Origin of the sequence: Amycolatopsis saalfeldensis, from assembly GCF_900110575.1 — a bacterium.
GTDB classification, from domain to species: Bacteria; Actinomycetota; Actinomycetes; order Mycobacteriales; family Pseudonocardiaceae; genus Amycolatopsis; species Amycolatopsis saalfeldensis.
Genome location: NZ_FOEF01000011.1, coordinates 58,626 through 81,855, shown reverse-complemented (window position 1 = coordinate 81,855; position 23,230 = coordinate 58,626). Strand labels below are relative to the sequence as shown.

General features: G+C 70.2%; 21 protein-coding genes and 1 pseudogene. 17 read left to right on the top strand and 5 right to left on the bottom strand.

The genetic code is table 11. The features are described from left to right. Positions 1-13: 13 nt before the first annotated feature. Positions 14-499, bottom strand: coding sequence for an SRPBCC domain-containing protein (locus BMY97_RS24105; RefSeq protein ID WP_091620041.1), 486 nt, complete (start codon positions 497-499; stop codon positions 14-16). Next, positions 496-834, bottom strand: a complete 339-nt coding sequence (locus BMY97_RS24100; RefSeq protein WP_091620038.1) for an ArsR/SmtB family transcription factor — start codon at positions 832-834, stop codon at positions 496-498. Before BMY97_RS24100 ends, BMY97_RS24105 begins: the two co-directional genes overlap by 4 nt. A 90-nt stretch (positions 835-924) precedes the next feature. Here BMY97_RS24100 and BMY97_RS49775 point away from each other — a divergent pair, with 90 nt between their 5' ends. From BMY97_RS49775 to BMY97_RS49375, 3 genes and pseudogenes are all read left to right on the top strand, one after another. Then, on the top strand, positions 925-1,197 hold the full coding sequence (locus BMY97_RS49775) for a family 1 glycosylhydrolase (RefSeq protein WP_483860482.1): 273 nt from the start codon (positions 925-927) through the stop codon (positions 1,195-1,197). Continuing rightward, a pseudogene (locus BMY97_RS49770) lies at positions 1,104-1,346 on the top strand (family 1 glycosylhydrolase); the annotation flags it as partial. The gene BMY97_RS49775 and the pseudogene BMY97_RS49770, both read left to right, overlap by 94 nt. Before the next feature lie 130 nt (positions 1,347-1,476). After that, positions 1,477-1,971 (top strand): family 1 glycosylhydrolase, encoded by a 495-nt coding sequence (locus BMY97_RS49375; protein WP_425425325.1) that lies wholly within the window; start codon positions 1,477-1,479, stop codon positions 1,969-1,971. On the opposite strand, the gene BMY97_RS24090 is transcribed toward BMY97_RS49375, so the two are convergent. From BMY97_RS24090 to BMY97_RS24080, 3 genes are all read right to left on the bottom strand, one after another. Continuing rightward, the gene (locus BMY97_RS24090; RefSeq protein WP_091620034.1) at positions 1,852-3,078 is read right to left on the bottom strand and encodes a cytochrome P450; all 1,227 of its coding nucleotides are present in this window, start codon (positions 3,076-3,078) and stop codon (positions 1,852-1,854) included. The genes BMY97_RS49375 and BMY97_RS24090 overlap by 120 nt on opposite strands. Positions 3,079-3,171: 93 nt before the next feature. Beyond that, the gene (locus BMY97_RS24085) at positions 3,172-3,732 is read right to left on the bottom strand and encodes a TetR/AcrR family transcriptional regulator (protein WP_091620031.1); all 561 of its coding nucleotides are present in this window, start codon (positions 3,730-3,732) and stop codon (positions 3,172-3,174) included. Positions 3,733-3,815: 83 nt separating this feature from the next. Then, a complete protein-coding gene (locus BMY97_RS24080; RefSeq protein WP_425425323.1) occupies positions 3,816-4,124 on the bottom strand; it encodes an SDR family NAD(P)-dependent oxidoreductase in 309 nt (102 codons plus the stop codon). A 505-nt stretch (positions 4,125-4,629) separates the two neighbouring features. Here BMY97_RS24080 and BMY97_RS24075 point away from each other — a divergent pair. The 14 genes from BMY97_RS24075 to BMY97_RS24010 all read left to right on the top strand — a co-directional run bounded on the left by BMY97_RS24075 (position 4,630) and on the right by BMY97_RS24010 (position 23,226). Then, entirely contained in the window at positions 4,630-5,832 is a 1,203-nt protein-coding gene (locus BMY97_RS24075) for an ROK family transcriptional regulator (protein WP_091620029.1), read from the top strand. A gap of 225 nt (positions 5,833-6,057) precedes the next feature. Next, positions 6,058-7,308 (top strand): ROK family transcriptional regulator, encoded by a 1,251-nt coding sequence (locus tag BMY97_RS24070; protein ID WP_091620026.1) that lies wholly within the window; start codon positions 6,058-6,060, stop codon positions 7,306-7,308. Beyond that, positions 7,305-8,807, top strand: a complete 1,503-nt coding sequence (locus BMY97_RS24065) for a sugar ABC transporter ATP-binding protein (RefSeq protein ID WP_091620023.1) — start codon at positions 7,305-7,307, stop codon at positions 8,805-8,807. Before BMY97_RS24070 ends, BMY97_RS24065 begins: the two co-directional genes overlap by 4 nt. Then, a complete protein-coding gene (locus BMY97_RS24060; protein WP_091620020.1) occupies positions 8,804-9,817 on the top strand; it encodes an ABC transporter permease in 1,014 nt (337 codons plus the stop codon). The genes BMY97_RS24065 and BMY97_RS24060 overlap by 4 nt, the downstream gene beginning before the upstream one ends. Before the next feature lie 22 nt (positions 9,818-9,839). Next, positions 9,840-10,895: a substrate-binding domain-containing protein gene (locus BMY97_RS24055; RefSeq protein ID WP_091620018.1), complete on the top strand. Its 1,056-nt coding sequence runs from the start codon at positions 9,840-9,842 to the stop codon at positions 10,893-10,895. A gap of 40 nt (positions 10,896-10,935) precedes the next feature. Next, on the top strand, positions 10,936-12,102 hold the full coding sequence (locus BMY97_RS24050; protein WP_091620015.1) for a Gfo/Idh/MocA family protein: 1,167 nt from the start codon (positions 10,936-10,938) through the stop codon (positions 12,100-12,102). A gap of 110 nt (positions 12,103-12,212) precedes the next feature. Continuing rightward, on the top strand, positions 12,213-13,370 hold the full coding sequence (locus BMY97_RS24045; protein ID WP_091620012.1) for an inositol-3-phosphate synthase: 1,158 nt from the start codon (positions 12,213-12,215) through the stop codon (positions 13,368-13,370). Between the two features lie 32 nt (positions 13,371-13,402). Continuing rightward, on the top strand, positions 13,403-14,266 hold the full coding sequence (locus BMY97_RS24040) for an SCO3242 family prenyltransferase (protein ID WP_091620008.1): 864 nt from the start codon (positions 13,403-13,405) through the stop codon (positions 14,264-14,266). After that, a complete protein-coding gene (locus BMY97_RS24035) occupies positions 14,263-15,705 on the top strand; it encodes an EboA domain-containing protein (protein ID WP_091620005.1) in 1,443 nt (480 codons plus the stop codon). The genes BMY97_RS24040 and BMY97_RS24035 overlap by 4 nt, the downstream gene beginning before the upstream one ends. A 3-nt stretch (positions 15,706-15,708) precedes the next feature. Continuing rightward, positions 15,709-16,572: a TatD family hydrolase gene (locus BMY97_RS24030; protein WP_091620003.1), complete on the top strand. Its 864-nt coding sequence runs from the start codon at positions 15,709-15,711 to the stop codon at positions 16,570-16,572. Next, entirely contained in the window at positions 16,569-17,651 is a 1,083-nt protein-coding gene (gene eboE / locus BMY97_RS24025; protein ID WP_091619999.1) for a metabolite traffic protein EboE, read from the top strand. Before BMY97_RS24030 ends, eboE begins: the two co-directional genes overlap by 4 nt. Then, positions 17,648-19,021, top strand: coding sequence for an alkaline phosphatase family protein (locus BMY97_RS24020; RefSeq protein WP_091619996.1), 1,374 nt, complete (start codon positions 17,648-17,650; stop codon positions 19,019-19,021). Before eboE ends, BMY97_RS24020 begins: the two co-directional genes overlap by 4 nt. A 105-nt stretch (positions 19,022-19,126) precedes the next feature. Then, positions 19,127-22,225 (top strand): ThuA domain-containing protein, encoded by a 3,099-nt coding sequence (locus BMY97_RS24015; RefSeq protein ID WP_091620563.1) that lies wholly within the window; start codon positions 19,127-19,129, stop codon positions 22,223-22,225. Beyond that, positions 22,222-23,226 (top strand): sugar phosphate isomerase/epimerase family protein, encoded by a 1,005-nt coding sequence (locus BMY97_RS24010; protein ID WP_091619993.1) that lies wholly within the window; start codon positions 22,222-22,224, stop codon positions 23,224-23,226. Before BMY97_RS24015 ends, BMY97_RS24010 begins: the two co-directional genes overlap by 4 nt. The last annotated feature ends 4 nt before the right edge of the window (positions 23,227-23,230 follow it).

The window sequence follows — 23,230 nt, the reverse complement described above, 5'->3', positions numbered from 1 at the left end:
GTTCCGGACGGTTCTAACCGTTCTGAACACTCACGAGTCCTTGGGCCAGCCGGGCGAGCTGGCCGGTGGTGGTGCCCCAGCCGTCGGCGAAGCCCAGGTCGGCGTGCCGCTCGCGGGCGGCGGGGTCGCCGTGGCGGACGGTGACCCGGTAGTCGGTGCCGTCCGGGTGATCGAGCAGGACGATCTCGGCGGTCATCGGGACCGGGGCCGGGCTCGCCGGCCGCCAGTCGCTGGTGATCGCGTTGGTGAACACGATCCGCTCGTATTCGTCCACCACGAGGAAACAGGCGTCGAGGTGGGGGACGAACGTGCTGCCGTCGTCGCTCATCAGCGTGACGAACGCGCCGCCGGGCCGGACTTCGAGCCGCTCGACGCGGCACTGCATCGGCGCCGGAATCCACCACTGCGCCAGGTTGGCCGGCTCGGTCCAGGCGTTCCAGACCTGCTTGCGGGGTGCGCGGATGATCCGGTCGAGGCCGAGATCGAGGTCGGGGTTCACTGCTTCTCCTCGGGGGTGGTGGTGACGAACCGCTCCAGGCGGTCGGTGCGGCCGGCCCAGATGGCCCGCTGCTCGGCCAGCCAGTCTTCGACGAGCGCGAACCGCTCGCGGTTCAGCTCGCAGGTGCGCACACGGCCGGATTTCGCCGTGCGGATCAGGCCGTTCGACTCGAGCACCCGGACGTGCTTCATGAACGAGGGCAACGTCATCGGGGCTTCCCCGGCCAGGTCGCCGACGCTCGCCGGCCCGCGGCCGAGCCGCCGGAGGACCGCGCGCCGCGTCGGGTCGGCGAGCGCGACGAAGACCCCGTCGAGGACCGCTGAATACTGAGCCATGAGGCTAAGTATTAACGCCGGACAACACTTAGCGCAAGGGCTAAGTGTCGCGCCGAGGTCGAGCATTGACCCGCCGTCACCAAGAACGGGGTGGCCACCGCCGGGTTCCAGTCGGAGGGCGGCGCGCCCGACAGCAACTGGTCGCGGTACGTCGCGGCGTCCGGCGGCGTTGATCCGTACGGCAACGCCGACGACTTCCGCCACCGCTATCCCGAAGACATCCGGCTCGCCGCCGGGCTCGGGGTGAACACGTTCCGGTTCAGCGTCGAATGGGCGCGCGTCGAGCCGCGGCCGGGGGAGTGGGACGAACGGGACTGGCCTATTACGACGACGTCGTCCGGCTCGTGCGGGCCGCGGGCATGACGCCGATGATCACGCTCGGCCATTGGGTCTACCCGGGCTGGGTCGCCGACCGCGGCGGGTTCGCCGAGGCGCGCGTGATCGGCGACTTCACCGATTTCGTCGGCAAGATCGTGCCGCGCTACCGCGACCTCGGCGTGCTGTGGGTGACCTTCAACGAGCCGGTCACCTTCCTCAGTCAGGAGATCAAGATCGGCGCGCTCAGCCCGCTGCTCGCACCCGTCTGGATCAACGACGTCGTGCAGGCGCACCGCCGCCTCCGGGGCCGTCTGGAGCGTCAAGATGCAGCCCGAGGGCATCTACGACGCGCTGCGGTACTACGCCGGCCGGTACCCGAACCTGCCGCTGTACGTGGTGGAAAACGGGATGCCCACCGACGACGGCAAGCCGCGCGCGGACGGCTACACCCGCGAAGCCGCGTTGCAGGACTCGGTTTTCTGGCTCCAGCGCGCCAAAGCCGACGGGATGGACGTGATCGGCTACAACTACTGGAGCATCACGGACAACTACGAGTGGGGCAGCTACCGACCGCGCTTCGGTCTGTACACAGTGGACGCCCGGACCGATCCTTCGCTCACCCGCAGGCCGACCGCCGCCGTCCCGGTGTACCGCCGGACCATCGCGTCGCCCGGCTGGGGAGCTGATCGGGCGCCGGTCCTACTCGGCCGTTTCCGTCCAGGTGACCGGCAGCTCGTGCACCCCGTAGATGTTCATGTCGGTCTTGAGCCGCACGTCGACGGCGGGGACGGCGAGCGCGAGGGTCGGGAAGCGGCGTAGCAGGCCTTCGAAGCCGGCGCGCATTTCGATGCGGGCCAGCTGCTGGCCCAGGCATTGGTGGACGCCGTGGCCGAAAGCCAGGTGGCCGCGGGCCTTGCGGTGGATGTCGAGGGTGTCGGCGTTGTCGAAGCGCTCGGGGTCGTGGTCGGCGGCCAGCATCGAGACGACCACAGTGGAGCCCTGGGGGATGGTTTCGCCGCCGAGTTCGAGGTCTTCGGTGGCGTAGCGGTAGTTGACGTCCACAACGGACAGATAGCGCATCAGCTCCTCGACGGCGTCGGGGAACAGCTCCCGGTCCGCCCGCAGCTCGGCCAGCTGCTCCGGGTGCTCCAGCAACGCGAAAGTGCCCAGCGACAGCATGTTCGCGGTGGTTTCGTGGCCCGCCAGCAGCAGCAGGAAGGCCATGCCGACCAGTTCCTCGATGCTGAGGTCCGCATCGCGGGCCAGATCGGACAGCAGGTCCTCGCCGGGCTCGGCGCGCTTGCTCGTGACCAGCTCGGCCAGGTACGTCGTCATCGCGCCGTACGCGGCCATCTTGTCCTCGAGCGTCACGTCCTTCTCCAGGAACTTGGTGGAGTTGGCCTGGAAGTTCCCGCGGTCGGCGTACGGGACGCCGAGCAGCGCGCAGATCACCAGCGAGGGCACCGGCAGCGCGAACTCCTTGACCAGGTCGACCGGCGGCGCCAGCTCGGTCATCTCCGCCAGCTGCCGCTCGACGATCTCGATGATCTGGTCTTCGAGCTGCTTCATGCGCTTGACCGTGAACGCGCCGGTGAGCTTGCGCCGCAGCCGGCCGTGGTCGGGCGGGTCCATGCTGATGAACAGGCCCGGCGTCTGCGGGGACGGCTCGGTCTGGGCGGGCATGCCGGGCGTTTCGAAGGGCACGTGGATGATGCCGAGGTCCTGGCGGGAGCTGAACCGGGTGTCGGCCAGCAGCTGCCGGACCGCGTCGTAGCCGGTGACGAGCCAGCCTTGGTGACCGTCGGGGAAAGCCATGGGGGAGACCGGGCGGGCCGCGCGCAGCCCGGTGATCTCGCGGGGCGGGTCGAACGGGCCCGCGTCGCGCTCCATCGGGAGGCCCTGCGGGATGCGAACCGGCTGACTCATCGGTGTTCCTCTCGTGGTGGTGTGCTGCGACCACCATCACCGAGGGGCCTGACAGCCGGCTGATACGGCTCTGATACGCCGGTGCCGGCTCGGTCAGCGAAGCCGGAGCCCGTCGAGCATGGTCTGGAAGATCGGCTCGAGGTAGTCCGGGCCGCCGTGGATCTTGGCGATGGCGGCGATCAGGTCGAAGACCTGCTCGAGGGTCAGGTCGCCGCGGACCTCGTGGGCGTCCTGCGCCGCGGTCAGCAGCGGGCGGCCGGCGGCGAGCGCGCGGGCGCGGTTGCCGTGGATGACCGGGCTGCCGGGATCGGTGTGCTCCAGCAGCTCCGAGACGATCAGGCGTTTGCCGGGCACGAACGCGAAGAGCCGGCGCAACCAGTTGACGAGCGCTGCGCCCGGGCTCGACGCGTCCTCGCCCGCCGCTTCGCAGAGCGCGTCGACCTCGTTGACGTAGAGCGCTTCGAGCAGTTCCTGACGCCCGGGGAAGTTGCGGTAGAGGGTGGCCATGCCGACGTCGGCGCGCCGCGCGATCTCGGCCATCGAGATCTCCGCGCCGGGGTCGGCGAAGGCGTCCCGGGCGGCGTCGAGGATCTTGTCGCGGTTGCGCTCGGCCGCCGCCCGCCGGGCGGGGAACGACGTGCTGCCCGACGCCATCGCGGTTCTCCTTCCGGCCGGTCTCACCTGCGGTGAGGCGACCTTACCGGGTCACCGCCGCGAAGTCGGTGGACAGCGCCAGCTCACGCCACCGGCCGCCGTCTGCTTTCCGCACTGAGGAACTCGGTGCGGAATGAACCGGGCTCCACCACAGTGGCGTGGATGCCGAGCGGAGCCACTTCGGCGTGCAGTGCCTCGGTGATCGCCTCGACGGCGAACTTGGACGCGCCGTAGAGGCCCCGGCCCGCGCCTTGGGCACGCAGCGTCGGGAGGGCCGTCCTGGTCACGTTCAGCAGGCCGAACACGTTGGTGTCGAACAACTTTCGCGCCTCGGCGTCGGAGATCTCCTCGACCCCGGCGAACAACCCGTAACCCGCGTTGTTGACCAGCACGTCGATCCGGCCGGAGAGCGCTGGTGACGGACAGGTTTTCGAAGCGCAGCGCCAGCTCGCCCACCATCGGATGGTTCAGCTCGACCAGCCGCCGCAGCGCCGCGATGCACCCCTCGCCGATCATGGCCCAGTCCCGGTAGAAGGCGCGCGCCTCGCCCAGCGGGTTGGCCGCGAGCAGGTCCATGTACCGCCCGTAAGGCAGGGCCGGGGTATGGGGCCAGGCGTCCAGCATCGCGACTTCTTCCCGCCGAAGGCCGGGGGTGCGGCGGGTCCCCGCGGTCAGCCCGTGGTCCTCGGGCCGGACCAGCGCCCGCCGGGCCCGCAGGAACTCCCCGAGCCGGGGCGCCGGACTCCGGTCCGTCATCACTTCACCTCCCACGCCTTCACGGCAGGCAGGATCACCGGGAACCGGGTAGCCCTGCCACTCCCACCTTGGCCTCGCCCTCGCCGGCGGGCCCAGCACTCGCCACGGCTGCCCGCCCGGGAACGCCGTAGGCTCGGCTGAATGAGCACGGCATCCACCACGGAGCATCCGATGGTCGAAACCCGGCACCAGACCCAGCTGCTCACCCTGTTGCGCGACGAGGGGCCGATGTCCCGCGTCGAGCTGGGGGAGCGGCTGGAGCTGCCGCGGGCGCGGGTGGGGGCCGAGGTCACGCGGCTGGGTGAGGTCGGGCTCGTCGAGACGGCCGGGCCGTCGGCGAGCCGGGGCGGGCGCCGCTCGACGCTGGTGCGGCTGGCCGGGGAGCTGCGGGTGCTCGCGGTGGACGTCGGCGCCACCTCGGTCGGGGTCGCGATGACCGACGCGTCGTGTGAAGTGCTGGCGCACACCGTCGAGGACTGCGACGTCCGGCAGGGGCCGCACGTGGTGCTCCAGCGCGTGGGCGAGCTGGCGGCGAAGATCCGCGAGGACACGCCGGGCAAGCTGATCGCCGCGGGGATCGGGCTGCCGGGGCCGGTGAGCTTCGCCGAGGGCATGGCCGTCGCCCCGCCGATAATGCCGGGCTGGGACCGGTTTTCCGTGCGCGATCACCTCGGCGGCCTGCTGGGCTGCCCGGTCGCGGTGGACAACGACGTCAACTCGATGGCGCTCGGGGAGCGGCACGCCGGGGTCGCGCGGTCGATCGACGATCTGGTGTTCGTCAAGATCGGCACCGGGATCGGCTGCGGGATCGTGCTGGAAGGCAAGGTGTACCGCGGGGTCGCGGGCACCGCCGGGGACATCGGGCACATCCGGCTCGACGACTATGGGCCGACCTGCGCGTGCGGCGAGGTCGGCTGTCTCGAAGCGTTCTTCGGCGGCGCCGCGCTGGCCCGCGACGGGCTGACGCTCGCCCGCAGCGGCCGTTCGGCCTATCTCGCCGACGTGGTCGCAGACCGTGGTGTGGTGACCGCGCGGGACGTCGGGCTCGCGGCCGCCGCGGGGGACTTCGGCGCGGTCAACCTGATCCGCGACGGCGGGCGGCGGCTGGGCCAGGTGGTGGCGTCGCTGGTGAGCTTCGTGAACCCGGGCATGGTCGTGATCGGCGGCGGGGTGGCGCAGCTCGGGCACCAGTTGCTGGCCGAGATCCGCAGCTCGGTCTACCGGCGCTCACTGCCGCTGGCGACCGGCAACCTGCCGATCGTGCTGTCCGAACTCGGCGACACCGCCGGCGTCATCGGGGCGGCCTGGTCCGCTACCGATCGAGCCTTCACGCTCAGTAGTTAGGGGCCGTCTGCGGCACCCTGAGCAGCGATCTGAATCCTGTCAGTAACGTCAACTTCGTACACACTTTTGCACTCCAGGGCCGAAAGTTCGCCACAAATCGGACGGCTATTCGGGTGAATGGGGTGGTTTCTGTCCTGTTGTCACCTTGACGGGTGACAGCGCTCACCCTACTTTCGCTTGCTAAGTAACAAAGTTTGTTACGGCTGAGTCGTAAGTGAGGGCAGTGTGGCCGCGACCGATCCCGGGCAGCAGGACGCGCCGGTCAGCCCACGCACGGCGAACCTGGCGGCGCTGCTGCGGGCGCTGCGCGCGGGCCCGCTGTCCCGCACCCAGCTCGCCGCCCGGTGCGGGATCACCAAGGCCGCGGTCTCGGGGCTGGTCACCGAGCTGTCCGGACGCGGGCTGGTCCGCGCGGCGGGGCTGCTCGCCGGAGGCAACGGCCGGCCGAGCCAGCTGGTCGAGCTGAACGCCGAAAGCGCGTACGGGCTGGCGCTGAGTGTCGAGGCCGATCGGTTCTCCGCGGTCGTCACGAACCTCGAAGGCCGCGTCATCGCGGAGCGCACCGAGACCGCCGACGTCGCCGCGCTCGGCCTCCACCGCAGCATGGACGAACTCGCCTTCCTCGCCGGCGAGGTGCTGGCCGGCGAACAGCCGGTCGGGGTCACCGTCTCGGTGCCGGGGCTGGTCGATTCGGCCGCGGCCGTGCTGCGGTTCGCGCCCACTTTGCGGTGGCGCGACGCCGAAATCGCCGATCTGATGGCCGCCCGGCTCGGCCTGACCGCCGACGCCATCGTGGTGGACAACGAAGCGAACCTCGGCGCGGTCGGCGAAGCGGTCGCGGGTGTCGGCGCCGGCGTGGCCGAACTCTTTTACCTCAGCGGCGGGATGGGGGTCGGCGGCGGGCTCGTGTCCGGCGGCTCGATCCTGCGCGGGGCAAGGGGTTTCGCCGGCGAGGTCGGGCACATCACCGTGGACCCGTCCGGTGAGCAGTGCCCGTGCGGCCGCGTCGGCTGCCTCGAGACCAAGGCCGGGCTGAACGCCGTGCTGCGGGCCGCGGCCGCGCCCGGGGATCCGCTGCACGATCCCGCTTTGGGCGTGGACGGCCGGGTCGGGCTGCTCAAGCACCGGGTGCAGCACGGTGACCAGCGCGCGGTCGCCGCGGTGTCGGAACTCGGTGTGGCGCTTGGGGTTGCCGTCGTCACGGTGGTCGACGTGCTCGATCCCGACGTGGTGGTGCTCGGCGGTTACTTCGCCGCGCTGGGCCGATGGCTGGTCGAGCCGGTGCGCCGGGAACTGTCCGCGCGCCCGCTCGGCCACGAGCCGTCCTGCCGGGTCGAGCCGTCCCCGCTCGGCACCAGCGCCGCACTGCGGGGCGCCGCGCACCTGGCCACGGAACGGCTTTTCGCCGACCCGACGCTGGTCGGCTTCGCCCCGGGTTCTTCGCCCACCAGCAGCACCGAGGAGGCGCCGGCATGACGTTGCTATCCGTCCGGGGGATCGTGAAGACCTTCCCGGGGGTACGCGCGCTCGACGGGGTCGACTTCGACGTCGAACCCGGCGAGGTGCACTGCCTGCTGGGCCAGAACGGCGCGGGCAAGTCGACGCTGATCAAGGTGCTGGCCGGGGCGCACACCCCGGACGAGGGTGAGATCACCTGGCGCGGCGAGCCCGTCGCGCTGGCCTCGCCGGTCGCCGCGCTGAAGATCGGCATCGCCACGATGTACCAGGAACTCGACCTGGTGCCCGGGCTTTCCGTGGCCGACAACATCTTCCTCGGCCGCGAACGCGCCAGCTTCGGCTTCACCAAGATCAGCGAGTCCCGTGGCCTGGCCGCGAAACTGCTCGCCCGGCTCGGGCACCCGGAGATCACCCCGTCGACCGAGGTGGGCACGCTGTCCGCCGCCGGCCAGCAGCTGGTCTCGATGGCCCGTGCGCTGGCCTACGACGCCAAGCTGCTGGTGATGGACGAGCCCACCGCGGCGCTGGCGGGCGAAGAGGTCGACAACCTGTTCCGCATCGTCGGGGAGCTGACCGCGGAGGGCGTCGCGATCGTCTACATCTCCCACCGGCTCGAGGAGCTGCGGCGGATCGGGCACCGGGTCACCGTGCTCAAGGACGGCAAGACCGTGGCCACCGACCTCGACGCGAAGCAGACGCCGACTTCCGAGCTCGTCCGGCTGATGGCGGGGCACAAGGTCGAGACCGTGTTCGGTCCGCGCCACGAAGCCCACATCGACCGGGACACCGAAGTCCTGAAAGTCGAGCACCTGACCATCAAGGGCGAGTTCGAGGACATCGGCCTGACCGTCCACGCGGGTGAGGTCGTCGGCATCGCCGGACTGGTCGGCTCCGGCCGCAGTGAGCTGCTCGAGACGATCTTCGGCGCGCGCAAGCCGGACGCGGGATCCGTGACCGTGGACGGGAAAACGGTCCGGCCGGGCAGCGTCTCCGCCGCCGTCAAGGCCGGGATCGGCCTGGCGCCCGAGGAACGCAAGAGCCAGGGCCTGCTGCTGGACCTGCCCGTCGTGTACAACGTCACGCTCGCGAGCCTCAGCCGGTACGCGAAGCTCGGGTTCACCGACCGGTCCAGGGAACTCGACGACGCCGGGGAAAGCCTGCGGCGCCTCGACCTCCGGCCCGCCGACCCGAAGCGGATCATCCGCACGCTCTCGGGCGGCAACCAGCAGAAGGCGGTGCTCGCGCGGTGGCTGGTCCGCGGCTGCCGGGTGCTGCTGCTGGACGAGCCGACCCGCGGCGTCGATGTCGGCGCGCGGGCCGAGCTGTACCGGCTGATCAGCGAGCTGGCCGCGACGGGCGTGGCGATCGTGCTGGTCTCCAGCGAGATCCCCGAGGTACTCGGACTGTCCGACCGGGTGCTGGTGCTGCGTGAAGGACGTGTCCTGGCGACGAGGCCGTCCGCGGAGCTGACCGAGGCGGACGTGCTCGACGTGATTCTCGAGGGGAGTGCGGCATGACGGATCAAGCCGAGTCGGTCCGGGTCACCGACCCGGGGAAGCCCTTGTCCCCCAAGCGGAAGCGCTTCGCCTGGCGGGCCGATCCCCGGCTGCTCGGGCTCACCGGGGTACTGGTGGTGCTGTGCCTGGTCGGCCAGCTGACCCGGCCCGACCAGTTCTTCACCGACGGCAACATCTCGACGATCCTGCGGCTGGCCGCGGCCATCGGCGTGGTCAGCGTCGGGATGACGTTCGTGATCATCAGCGGCGGGATCGACCTGTCCGTCGGGTCCATCGTCGCGCTCTCCAGCGTCTGGCTGACCACACTGGCCACCCAGTCCTACGGCCCGGGCGTGATGATCCTGTGCGGCGTTCTGGTCGGGCTCGGCTGCGGGCTGGTCAACGGGATTCTGGTGTCCTACGGGAAGATCGTGCCGTTCATCGCGACGCTGGCGATGTACGTCGCGGCCCGCGGGCTGGCCGAGCGCATCAGCGGCCGCCGGACGCAGGTGGTCGCGGACGCCGGCTTCCTCGACTTCTTCCGCGGCAGCCTGCTCGGCATCCCGGTGCTGATCTGGATGTTCGCGCTGGTGTTCGCCGTCGGCTGGGTCGTGCTGAACCGCACCACCTTCGGCCGCCGCACGTACGCGGTCGGCGGCAACGCGGAGGCGTCGCGGCTGGCCGGCATCAACGTCAAGCGGCACACCGCGCTCGTGTACGGCGTGGCCGGGCTGTGCTGCGGCATCGCGGCGCTGATGGTCGTCGCTCGCACCACCGCGGGCGCCTCCACCAACGGCATGCTCTACGAGCTCGACGCGATCGCCGCGGTGGTCATCGGCGGCACGCTGCTGACCGGCGGCCGCGGCTCGCTCATCGGCACCCTGATCGGCGTGCTGATCTTCACCGTGCTGTCCAACATCTTCACCCTCAACAACCTGGACACCGACATCCAGAACATCGCCAAGGGCGTGATCATCGTCCTGGCCGCGCTGCTGCAGTTCCGTTCTCGTAAGAACAAGACGAGCCCGTAGTCACCGTGGATGGAGAGCCGTCATGACCGAACAATCCTTGCACCGCCGCAGATTCCTGCTCGGTGGTGCGGCCGTCGGAGCCGGCGCGCTGCTCACGGCCTGCACCTCGAACCAGGCACCGGCGCAGGAGAACGCCGGCGCCAACGTCGCGAACGCCGGTGACAACAGCAAGCCGGGCACCCCGGTCACCATCGGGTTCTCCGCGCCCGCCGCCGACCACGGCTGGATGGCGGCGATGACCAAGAACGCCCGCGCGCAGGCCGGGAAGTTCAGCGAGGTCACGCTCAACGCGACCGAGGGCACCAACGACGTCAACCAGCAGATCTCCCAGGTGGAGACGCTGATCAACGCGAAGGTCAACGTCCTGGTGATCCTGCCGTTCGACGGCAAGGCGCTCACCGCCGCCGGCCAGCAGGCGATGGACGCCGGCATCCCGGTGATCAACCTGGATCGCGTGTTCGACACCCCGCTCGCCTACCGCACCTGGATCGGCGGCGACAACTACCGGATGGGCGTCAACGCCGGGAGTTACGTCGCCCAGCAGATGAAGGCGAAGAACATCACGAACCCGATCATCGGCGAGGTCGCGGGCATCGACTCGCTGCCGTTGACCCAGGACCGCAGCCGGGGCTTCAAGGATGCCTTGGCGCGTCAGGGTTTCAAGGTCGGGCCGCGGGTCTCCGCGCAGTTCACGCCGGAGTCGGGCGAGCAGCAGACGTCGAACCTGCTCCAGTCGGCGCCCAAGCTGGACGCGCTGTGGAACCACGACGACGACCAGGGCGTCGGCGTGGTCGCGGCGCTCAGCAACGCCAACCGCAGCGAGTTCATCATGGTCGGCGGCGCCGGCTCGAAAAACGCGATGAACCTGATCAAGGCCGACTCCGGGCCGCTGAAGGCGACGGTGCTCTACAGCCCGTCGATGGCCTCGTCGGCGATCGTGCTGGCGCGGCTGCTCGGCCAGAACAAGGGGGTCGGCGACTTCGCCGAGCACGAGATCCCGTCCGAGATCACCACGTACTCCGCGGTGGTCACCAAGGAGAACGTCGACCAGTACCTGGACGTCGGTTTCGACTCCTGAGGCGGGAATCGCAGGCAGGCCAGCGGATTTGAGGAGGGGCATGAGCACGGCCAGGGAAACGATCGGGATCGGCGTGGTGGGCCACGCGTTCATGGGCGCGGTGCACTCGCACGCCTGGCGCAACGTCCACCGGTTCTTCGAAACGCCGCTGATCCCGAGACTCGCCGTGCTCGGCGGCCGCGACGAAGGCCGGGCGAAGGCCGCCGCGGCGAAGTTCGGCTGGGCGGACGTCGAGACGGACTGGCGGGCGCTGATCACCCGCGACGACGTCGACCTGGTCGACATCTGCACCCCCGGCGACAGCCACGCCGAGATCGCGATCGCCGCGCTCGAAGCGGGAAAACACGTGCTGTGCGAGAAGCCGCTGGCCAACACCCTGGCCGAGGCCGAGGCGATGGCCGAAGCGGCGGCGAAGGCCCGCGAGCGCGGCGTCCGGTCGATGGTCGCCTTCAACTACCGCCGGGTGCCGGCGCTCGCGCACGCCCGTCAGCTGGTCGCCGGCGGGGCGCTCGGCGAGATCCGCCACGTGCGGTCGGTGTACCTGCAGGACTGGCTGTCCGATCCGCAGTCGCCGATGACTTGGCGGCTGCGTAAGGAAAAGGCGGGTTCGGGGGCGTTGGGCGACCTCGGCGCGCACATCGTCGACGCCGCCCAGTTCGTCACCGGCGAGCGGATCACCGGGGTCTCCGCGTTGACGAACACCTTCGTGCCGGAACGGCCCGACGGCGACGGCGGCCGAGGGCAGGTCACGGTCGACGACACCGCGCTGTTCTTCGGGCGGCTGTCCGGCGGGGCGGTGGCGGGCTTCGAGGTGACCCGGTACGCGCTGGGCCGCAAGAACGCGATGCGCCTGGAGGTCAACGGGTCGAAGGCGAGCCTCGCGTTCGACTTCGAATCGATGAACGAGCTGTCCTGGTACGACGGCACCGGGCCGTCGACCGAGGCCGGGTTCCGCCGGATCCTGGTCACCGAGCCCGAGCACCCGTACGTCGGGGTGTGGTGGCCGCCGGGCCACCTCCTCGGGTACGAGCACACGTTCACCAACGAGGTCGCCGATCTGCTCACCGCGATCGGCGAAGGCACGGACCCGGAGCCGTCGTTCGAGGACGGGCTGGGAGTCCAGCGGGTGCTCGACGCGGTCGAGCGAAGTGCGGCCGAAGAGGCGCGATGGACCGCCGTGGCCGCACAAATCCGCACAAGGGAGTAACTGACAAGTCGATCCAGCCGAAGTCGTAGTGGAGACAGCACAACGACTGGTTCGAGCCGAAGCGCCCGATCACCGAAGGTCGGGCGGCGGCTGGGGGAAAGGTGGAGGTTATGCCTGCTCAGGAGCGCACCGGCCTTTGGCTGGTAGGAGCGAGGGGCTCGGTCGCCACGACCGCGACCGCCGGGCTGCTCGCCCTGCGCGCGCGGGTGGCCGGGCCGACCGGCTGTGTCACCGAGCTGCCCGCGTTCGCCGGCGTGCCGTTGCCCGGCTGGGACGACCTGGTCATCGGCGGCCACGACATCGTGGCCACCCCGCTGGAGAAGCGCGCCGAGCAGCTGGCCGGCGCCGGGGTGCTCGGCCACGCGGTGTTCGCGGCGGTCCGCGCCGGGCTGGCCGAGGTGGACGCCGAGATTCGCGACGGTTATCACCCGGCGACGCACACGGGCGCGCAGGCCGACGCGGCCGAACGGCTTTCCGCCGACATCCGGGACTTCGCCGTCCGGCACGACCTCGCCCGGGTCGTGGTGATCGACATTTCCTCCACCGAGGCCCCGTGTCCGCACCTGCCTGAGCACGACGACCTCGGCGCGCTCGAACAGGCGCTGGCCGACCCGGCCCGCGCCGTGCTTCCGCCCAGCTCGCTTTCGGCGTACGCGGCGCTGAAGGCGGGCAGCCCGTACGTCGGATTCACGCCATCCGCCGGGATCACCCTGCCGGCGTTGCAGCAACTCGCGGCGCGAGAGGGACTTCCGTACGCGGGTTGTGACGGCAAGACCGGCGAGACCTTGCTGCGCACCGTTCTCGCGCCGATGTTCTCCGCCCGGGCGCTGAAGGTCCGCTCGTGGTCCGGCACCAACCTGCTGGGCGGCGGTGACGGCGAGACGCTGGCCGACCCGGTGACCGTCGGCAGCAAGCTCGAATCCAAGGCCCGCGGGCTGGCGGCGCTGCTCGGCGACGAGGTCACCGCGCCGCTGCACATCGACAACGTGCCGGACCTCGGCGAGGTCAAAACGGCCTGGGATCACGTGTCTTTCGAGGGTTTCCTCGGCGCGCGGATGAGCTTGCAGTTCACCTGGACCGGTTACGACTCGGCGCTCGCGGCGCCGTTGGTCCTCGATCTCGCCCGGCTGGTGGGCGCGGCGCACGCGGCCGGGCAGACCGGGGCGCTGACCGAACTCGGGTTCTTCTTCAAGGACCCGCTGGGCAGCGACGAGCACCGGTTCGCCGAACAGACCCGTCGGCTGACGGACTGGGCGGCGACCCTGTGAAGACTCTTGAGGTCCCCGTGCCGGTTCCAGCGGTGAAAGGTCCTGCGCTCAAGGATTACGTGCAGCTGGTCCGCGCCCCGGCCGCGCTGACCGTCCTCGGTGACACCGTCGCCGGGTCCGCTGCCGCGGGACTGCGGATGACCGGGCGGCGGTTGCTGCTCCCGTTCTCGTCGGTCGCTTTCTACTGGGCCGGGATGGCGCTCAACGACTGGGCGGACCGGAAGCTCGACGCCGTGGAACGGCCCGAGCGGCCGATCCCGTCCGGGCGGGTCAGCTCCGGAGCGGCGCTCGGCACCGGGGCCGCGCTGACCGCGGCCGGGCTGGGCCTGGCCGCGCTAGGCGGCGGCCGCCGGGCGATGACAGTGGCGGTCCCGCTCGCGGCTTCGGTGTGGGCCTACGACACCGTGTTCAAGCCGACCCCGGCCGGCCCGTTCGCGATGGCGGTCTGCCGCACCCTCGACGTTCTGCTGGGCGCGGGCGGAGAAACCCGGCGGGCGGCGACGGCCGCGGCGGCGGTGGGCGTGCACACGCTCGGCGTCACCGCGTTGTCGACCGGCGAGGTGCACGGCGCGAACCCGAATACCGCCCGTGCCGCGCTCGTCACCACCAGCGTGGCGACAACGTTGGCAGCTTCGGGTCCGGCTTGCACCCGGTGGAACCGGCTCGTGTCGGTGGCCGCGGGCTCGGGTTACGCGGGCTTCGTCGGCCGGGCGCAGGCGGACGCCGTCCGCGCCCCCTCGGCCAAGGCGGTCCGCCACGCCACCAAAACCGGCATCCACGGCATGGTCCCGTTGCAGGCCTCGCTCGCGGCCAAGCGCTCGGTACTCGGCGCGGCGCTGGTCGCGGCCGCCCTGCCGATCGCGCGCAGACTGTCGCGGAAGGTGAGCCCGACATGACCTTCCACCTCGGCTACGGCACCAACGGCTTCGCCAACCACCGGCTCGACGACGCGCTCGCGGTGATCGCCGACCTCGGTTACACCGGTGTGGCGCTGACGCTGGACCACGACCACCTCGACCCGTTCGCCGACGATCTGGCCCAGCGGGTCGACCACGTCGCCGCCCGGCTTTCGGCCCTCGGCCTGAACCGCGTGGTGATCGAAACCGGCGCGCGGTACCTGCTCGACCCGTGGCACAAGCACTCGCCGACGCTGCTCTCGCACGCACCCGAGCCGCGGATCGACTTCCTGGCGCGCGCCCTGCGGATCGCGGCGGACCTCGGCGCGGACTGCGTCTCGTTCTGGTCCGGGGTGTCCACAGTGGACGTCGATGTCGCCTGGGTGCGGCTGCGGGCCGGGCTCGCCGCGGTGCTGGAGCACGCGGAACGGCTGAACGTCCGGCTGGCCATGGAGCCCGAGCCCGGCCACCTGGTGCAGCACTTGAGCCAGGTGCTGGACCTGCGTGCGGAACTCGGCGAGCCGGAGCTGTTCGGCGTCACGCTCGACGTCGGGCACTGTGTGGCCGTGGAACCGGCCGACGCGGCCGACTGCATCCGCCTCGCCGGGCCGCTGCTGTGGAACGTGCAGCTCGACGACATGGTCCCGGACGTCCACGAGCACCTGGAGTTCGGCGACGGGCAGCTGGACCTGCCCGCGACCCTCGCCGCGCTCGACGAGATCGGTTACACCGGGCTGGCCGCGGTCGAGCTGCCCCGCCACAGCCATGCCGCGCCGGATGTCGCGCGGCGGTCGATCGAGGCACTGCGGGCGGCGCGGCCGGTCGAAACCCCGCCCGACACCTGGCTGGGTCAAGCCGAACTGCAGATCCAGGAGCGGCCGTCGGTGATCGGCTCGCTGTTCCCGGCCGTCGGACGTGAGGTCGGCCGCGCGCCGTTGCATCCCGAGACCGATCCGCAAGGGCTGGTCGACGGCACCGTCGACGATCGGGCCCGCTCCCGGCTGATCACCGTGCTGGCGCGTCAGGTGTCGGCCGACGAGCTGGCGGCGGAGCTGGGCGAGCTGTACCGGTACGGCGACGACGCTGAGCGGCGCGGGGTCCTGCGCGGGCTGAACCAGCTCGTCGAGGACGGGGTGATCGAAGGAAAGCTCAGCGCTGCCGGGCAACGGATCGTCGAGGAGGCGTTGCGCGCCAACGATACTCGGCTGGTCGCCGCGGCCATGGGCGCCTTCGCGGCGCGTCACCTGGAGCCGCACGCGTGGCGGCACGGGGTGCTGAAGTGCGTCTTCGTGGGTGTGCCGCTCGCCGCTGTCGCGAGTCTCGAAACGCGCGCCGACGAGGAGCTGCGAAGGATGCTCGCCGACTTCGCCGACGAACGCCGGGCGGCCGGACGCGACGTGCCCACCGACGCCCTGAAGCTGCTCGAGGAAGGTCGATAGCCCGTGCGCATCTTCGATCCCCACATCCACATGACCTCCCGGACCACCAACGACTACGAGGCGATGTACGCGGCCGGCGTCCGCGCGCTCGTCGAGCCGGCGTTCTGGCTCGGCCAGCCGCGCACCAGCGTCGGCTCCTTCACCGACTACTTCGACGCGCTCATCGGCTGGGAGCGCTTCCGCGCGGCCCAGTTCGGCATCCGGCACCACTGCACGATCGCGCTGAACCCCAAGGAGGTCAACGATCCCCGGTGCGTCGAGGTGCTCGACGTGCTGCCGCGTTACCTGGCCAAGGACGGGGTGGTCGCGGTCGGCGAGGTCGGCTACGACTCGATGACCAAGGAGGAGGACGAGGTCTTCGCGCGCCAGCTGCAGCTCGCCGTCGAGCACGAACTCCCGGTACTGGTGCACACCCCGCATCGCGACAAGCTGGAAGGGACCAAGCGCACGCTCGACGTGGTCGGCGAGTCCGGGCTCGCGCCCGAGCGGGTGGTGGTCGATCACCTCAACGAGGTCACGGTCGAGCTGGTCAAGGATTCCGGCGCCTGGATGGGGTTCTCCATCTACCCGGACACCAAAATGGACGAACACCGGATGGTCGAGATCCTGCGCCGGTACGGGCTGGAGAAGATGATCGTCAACTCGGCCGCCGATTGGGGTCGCTCCGATCCGCTGAAGACCGCGAAGACCGGTGAGGCGATGCTCGAAGCCGGGTTCACCGAGGCGGACGTGGACCGGGTGCTGTGGGAAAACCCGGTCGCCTTCTACGGCCAGAGCGGCCGGCTCACCCTCGACCCGCTGCCCGGCTTCACCGGCGAGGCGAGTGAGTTCGCGGGCAACTCGGTGCTGCGGGGTGCGCGCAAATGATCTCCTACTGCACCAACGTGCACCCCGCCGAGGACGTCGACGGCATCGTCGCGCAACTGGAGCGGTACGCGCTGCCCGTCCGCGAGCGGCTGGGCGCCGACCGGCTCGGCGTCGGGCTCTGGCTGTCCGCTCCGGTCGCGCGCGGGCTCGCCGACGACGCCACCGCACGTAAGCGCTTCCGCGCGGAGCTGGACGCCCGCGGGCTGGCCGTGTACACGCTCAATGCCTTCCCGTACGGCGGTTTCCACGACGAGGTGGTCAAGCAGGCCGTCTACCGTCCAACGTGGACCAGCAAGGAGCGGGCGGCTTACACGATCGACTGCGTGACCGTGCTCGCGGACCTGCTTGCCGCCGACGCGTCGTACGGCAGCATCTCCACGCTCCCGCTCGCTTGGCGTGAGCCGTGGACCGAACACGACGACCGCCGGGCGGCCGAGGCGTTCGACCAGGTCGTGCAGGCGATCCGGAGCACCGGCGAACGGCCGATCCGGCTGGCCGTCGAGCCCGAGCCGGGCTGTGTGCTGGACACGGTGGCGGACGCGCTGGGCTGGCTGGCGGGCCGCGTCGACCCGGAGTACGTCGGGCTGTGCCTGGACACCTGTCACCTGGCGGTTTCGTTCGCCGATCCGGCGGAAACCCTGGCGGCGATCGCGAAGTCCGGAGTGGACGTCGTCAAGGTGCAGGCCTCCGCGGCGCTGCACGTGGAGAAGCCGGCCGAGGCACGTGAGGCGCTGGCCGCTTTCGCCGAACCCCGGTACCTGCACCAGGTGCGCGAACTCGGCGCCGACGGGGTGGTGCACCAGTCCGACGACCTGCCGGAGGCGTGGGCGGACCTGCCGGGGGAGGGGCCGTGGCGGGTGCACTTCCACATGCCGCTGCACCAGGAACCGGCGGCGCCGCTCAGCACGACGACGGACGTGCTGAGCGCGGTGGCCGCCGGCCTGCCCGGTGAGCCGCACGTCGAGGTGGAGACCTACACCTGGAGCGTGCTGCCGGACGCCGGGGACCTGGTCGGCGGGATCGCGGCCGAACTCGAATGGGCTCGGGACAACCTCGTCCGGGAAGGGGTTTCCGCATGAAGCCGCTGGTGGTGATCGACGTCGTCGGGCTGACCCCGAAGGTGTTGCGGGACATGCCGAAGCTGTCCGCGGTGGCGCGCGAGGGCTGGCAGGCGGAGCTGGGCACGGTGCTGCCGGCAGTCACCTGTAGTGCGCAGTCGACCTTCCTGACCGGGCTGATGCCGGCCCAGCACGGGATCGTCGGCAACGGCTGGTACTTCCGCGAGCTGGGCGAGATCTTCCTGTGGCGCCAGCACAACCGGCTCGTCGGCGGGGAGAAGCTGTGGGAGACCGCGCGGGCGGCGCATCCCGGGTACACCTCGGCGAACGTCTGCTGGTGGTACGCGATGGGGATGTCCACCGACGTCACCGTGACCCCGCGGCCGATCTACCACGCCGACGGCCGCAAGTCGCCGGACGCGTACGTGCGCCCGCCCGAGCTGCACGACCGGCTGACGAGTGAGCTGGGCGAATTCCCGCTGTTCCAGTACTGGGGCCCGACGGCGTCGCTCAAGTCGAGCCAGTGGGTGATCGGCGCGACGCGGCAGATCCTGCGCGAGCGGCGGCCGGACCTGCTGCTGGCCTACGTCCCGCACCTGGACTACGACCTCCAGCGCTTCGGCCCTGACGGACCCGAAGCGGCCAACGCGGCTAGGGAGCTGGACAACGCGCTGGCCCCGCTGCTCGATGACGCCCGCAATGCCGGGGCGACCGTGGTCGCTTTGAGCGAGTACGGGATCACTCCGACGAACCGGCCGGTCGACATCAACCGCGCGCTGCGTCGCGAAGGGTTGCTGGAGGTCTACACCCAGGCGGGCATGGAATACCTCGACCCCTGGGCCTCACGGGCGTTCGCCGTCGCCGATCACCAGGTCGCGCACGTGTACGTCCGCGATGAGTCCGATGTGGACCGCGTCCGGTCGATCGTCGGGGAGCTGGCCGGGGTCGACGAGGTCCTCGACCGGGAGGCGCAGGCGAAGTACGGCATCGACCACGAACGCGCGGGCGAGCTGGTCGCGGTGGCTGAGCCGGACTCGTGGTTCACCTACTACTACTGGCTCGATGACGCCCGCAAACCCGATTTCGCGCGTGGCGTCGAGATCCACCGCAAACCCGGGTACGACCCGGCCGAGCTGTTCTTCGACCCCGAGGACAAGTTCGCGAAGGCGCGGGCCGGGCTGAACCTGGCGAAGAAGTTCGCCGGGCTGCGGTACGCGATGGACGTCGTCCCGACCGATCCGCGCTGGGTGCGCGGTTCACACGGGCGGCTTCCGGATTCCGCCGAAGACGGTCCGCTGCTGCTGTGTTCGGATCCCGCCTTTCAGCCATCCGGCCGCATCGGCGCCACCGGCGTTCACCCATTGTTGTTGTCCCTACAAGGCTTGAAATAGGAGAAGAAGCTCCACCGCAATCCGGTTCATTGATCGCTGCCGCTCATTGGAAGGATCGCTACAGCTATGTCTCTGAAACGACGGCTCGGCGTGCTCGTCGCGTCCATGATCACGGCCCTGACCGGCATCGCGCTACCGGTGGAGGCCGAACCGGAGCACGAAGAGGCGACGGTGCTCGTCTTCTCCAAAACCGCGGGTTTCCGCCACGATTCGATTCCGGACGGGATCAAGGCGATCCAGGAACTGGGTGCGGAAAACCATTTCGGCGTGGAGGCCACCGAGGACGCGGCGGCATTCACCGACGCGAACCTCCAGCGGTTCAGCGCGGTCGTCTGGCTTTCCACTACTGGTGACGTCCTGGACGCAGACCAGCAGGCTGCGTTCGAGCGATACGTGAAGGCCGGCGGCGGGTACGTGGGCGTGCACGCCGCCTCCGACACCGAATACGACTGGCCCTGGTACGGCGAACTGGTCGGGGCGTACTTCAAATCGCATCCGGCCATCCAGCAGGCGGACGTCAAGGTCGAGGACCGCGGCCACGTGTCCACAAAGGATCTTCCGGAGACCTGGCCACGCACCGACGAGTGGTACAACTACCGCGACAATCCGCGCAGTAACGTCCATGTGCTGGCCAGCCTGGACGAGAAGAGCTACCAGCCCGGCGCGGACGCGATGGGCGATCACCCGATCGCCTGGTGCCACGAGAACTCCGGCGGCCGGTCCTGGTACACCGGCGGCGGCCACACCAAGGAGTCCTACGCCGACCCGGCCTTCCGCGCCCACCTCGCGGGCGGAATTCGCTACGCCACCAAGCTGAGTGAGGCCGGTTGCGGCAAACCGACCGAGGCGGACCCGGTCGACGCGGACTTCGACCAGATCACCCTGGCCAAGGGCGAGGAGAACCTCGGCGAGCCGATCGCGCTCTCGGTGCTGCCCAACCGCGACGTGCTGCACACCTCGCGTGACGGCCGCGTCTGGTACACCAGCTCCAGCGCGACCACCAAGCTGGCCGGGCAGATCCCCGTCTACAACCACGACGAAGACGGCCTCCAGGGCGTCGCCATCGACCCGGACTTCGCGAACAACCGCTGGGTCTACCTGTACTACGCGCCGAAGCTGAACACCCCGGCCGGTGACGCGCCGGAGACCGGCACGCCGGCGGACTTCGAGCCGTTCAAGGGTTACAACCAGCTTTCCCGGTTCAAGCTGGCCGAGGACAACACCCTCGACCTGACCAGCGAGCAGAAGGTCTTGCAGGTCAACACCGAGCGCGGCATCTGCTGTCACGCCGGCGGTGAGATCGACTTCGACGCGCAGGGCAATCTCTATCTGTCCACAGGGGACGACTCCAACCCGTTCGCCTCCGACGGCTTCACCCCGATCGACGAGCGGGCCGACCGCAACCCGGTGTTCGACGCCCAGCGCAGTGCGGGCAACACCAACGACCTGCGGGGCAAGGTGCTGCGGATCAAGGTCGGCGAGGACGGCGCGTACACCGTGCCCGACGGCAACCTCTTCGCGGCGGGCACCGACAAGACTCGGCCGGAGATCTACGCGATGGGCTTCCGCAACCCGTTCCGGTTCGCGGTCGACCGCAAGACCGGCTGGCTCCACCTCGGCGACTACGGTCCCGACGCCGGCGCGGCCAACCCGGCCCGGGGCCCGGGCGGCACCGTCGAGTTCAACCTGGTCAAGAAGCCGGGCAACTACGGCTGGCCGTACTGCATCGGCGACAACCAGCCGTTTGTCGACTACGACTTCGCCACCGGCCAGTCCGGCGCGGCCTTCGACTGCGCCGCCCCGAAGAACACCAGCCCGCACAACACCGGCCTGACGGATCTGCCGCCGGTCGAAAAGGCCTGGATCCCGTACGACGGCGGCTCGGTGCCGGAGTTCGGCAACGGCTCCGAATCGCCGATGGGCGGCCCGGTCTACCACTACGACGCGGCGAACCCGTCCACCACGAAGTTCCCCGAGTACTTCGATGCCAAGACCTTCGCCTACGAGTGGGAACGCGGCTGGATCAAGGAGATCGCCGTCGGCGCGAACGGCGAGCGCGGCGCCATCAAGCCGTTCTTCGACTCGATGACGCTGACCCGCCCGATGAACATCGAGTTCGGCCCGGACGGCGCGCTGTACATCCTCGACTACGGCACCGGCTACTTCGGCGGCTCCGCGGAATCCGCGGTCTACCGCATCGACTACACCAAGGGCCGGCGCACGCCGGAGGTCAAGGTGGCCGCGGACCGGACGTCCGGCCAGGCGCCGTTGACCGTGAAGTTCGACCCGGCCGGGACCCAGGACCCCGATCAGGACGCCCTCACCTACGCCTGGGACTTCGACGGTGACGGGACTACCGACTCCACCGAGCAGAACCCGGTTTCCCACACCTACGCGGCAAACGGCCAGTACACGGCGAAGCTCTCGGTCACCGACGCCACCGGGCTGACCGGCGCGGCGAGCGTGGTCGTCACCGTCGGCAACACCGCGCCGGTGGTCACGCTCAAGACCCCGGTCAACGGGAGCGTGTTCAGCTTCGGCGACACGGTGCCGTTCAAGGTCGAGGTGACCGACGCGGAGGACAACCCGATCGACTGCGCCAAGGTGACGGTCGAGTACATCCTCGGGCACGAGGGCCACGGCCATCCGCTGAGCCGCGCCACCGGCTGTGAGGGCACGATCGCCACTCCGGCCGACGAGGGGCACGGCCTGGACGCCAACGTGTTCGGCGTCATCAACGCGACTTACACCGACGAGGGCGCGAGCGGCGTCCCCGCGCTGTCCGGTGAGGCGGAATCGGTGTTGCAGCCCAAGCTCAAGCAGGCGGAGTTCTACAACCGGTCCAGCGGGATCGAGGTCGTCGCGAACGAGGCCGCGAGCGGTGGCAAGCGCGTCGGCCACATCGAGAACGGCGACTGGATCGAGTTCGACCCGGTGAACCTCGTCGGTGTCAGCGGCATCGGCTACCGGGTTTCGTCCGGCGGCGCCGGCGGCACGATCGAAGTCCACTCGGGCGCGGTCGACGGCCCGCTGGTGCAGACCGTCACCGTCGCGAACACCGGCGGCTGGGACACCTACGCCGACCTCCCGCCCACGGCGATCACCGACCCCGGTGGCACCGGCCCGCTGTTCCTCGTGTTCCGCGGCACCGATTCCGGCGGACTGTACGACCTGGACGCGATCACCTTCGAGGAGACCTCATGAGCCGTCCGACCACCCTGTTCACCGGCCAGTGGGCGGACCTGCCGTTCACCGAGGTGTGCAAGCTCGCCGGCGAATGGGGCTACGACGGCCTCGAGATCGCCTGCTCCGGCGACCACTTCGAGGTCGACCGCGCACTGTCCGAAGAGGACTATGTGCCCGGACGCCTGCGCCTGCTCGCCGAGCACGGCCTCAAGGTCTGGGCCATCTCGAATCACCTTGTCGGACAAGCGATCTGTGACGATCCGATCGACGAGCGCCACCAGGCCATCATCCCGTCGAGGGTGTGGGGTGACGGTGAACCTGAAGGCGTTCGCCAACGGGCGGCGAAGGAGATGGCCGACACCGCCCGCGCGGCGGCGAAACTCGGCGTGGACACGGTGATCGGCTTCACCGGCTCGAAGACCTGGAAGTACGTGGCGATGTTCCCGCCGGTCTCGCAAGCCGTGATCGACGAGGGCTACCAGGACTTCGCGGACCGGTGGAACCCGATCCTCGACGTCTTCGACGAGGTCGGCGTCCGGTTCGCGCACGAGGTGCACCCGTCGGAAATCGCCTACGACTACTGGACCACCAGGCGCGCGCTCGAAGCCGTCGGCAACCGGCCGGCGTTCGGGCTCAATTGGGATCCCTCGCACTTCATCTGGCAGGACCTCGACCCGGTCGGGTTCATCCTCGACTTCGCCGACCGGATCTACCACGTGGACTGCAAGGACACCAGGAGGCGGTTCGACGGCCGCAACGGCAGGCTCGGCTCGCACCTGCCGTGGGGCGATCCCCGGCGGGGCTGGGACTTCGTTTCGACCGGCCACGGCGACGTGCCGTGGGAGGACTGCTTCCGCGCGCTGAATTCGATCGGCTACACCGGTCCGATCTCGGTGGAGTGGGAAGACGCCGGCATGGACCGGCTGCGGGGAGCGGCGGAAGCCGTGACCTACCTGCGGAATCTCCTGTTCGACAAGCCGTCGGCGGCCTTCGACGCGGCTTTCAGCAACCAGAAGTGAGGGC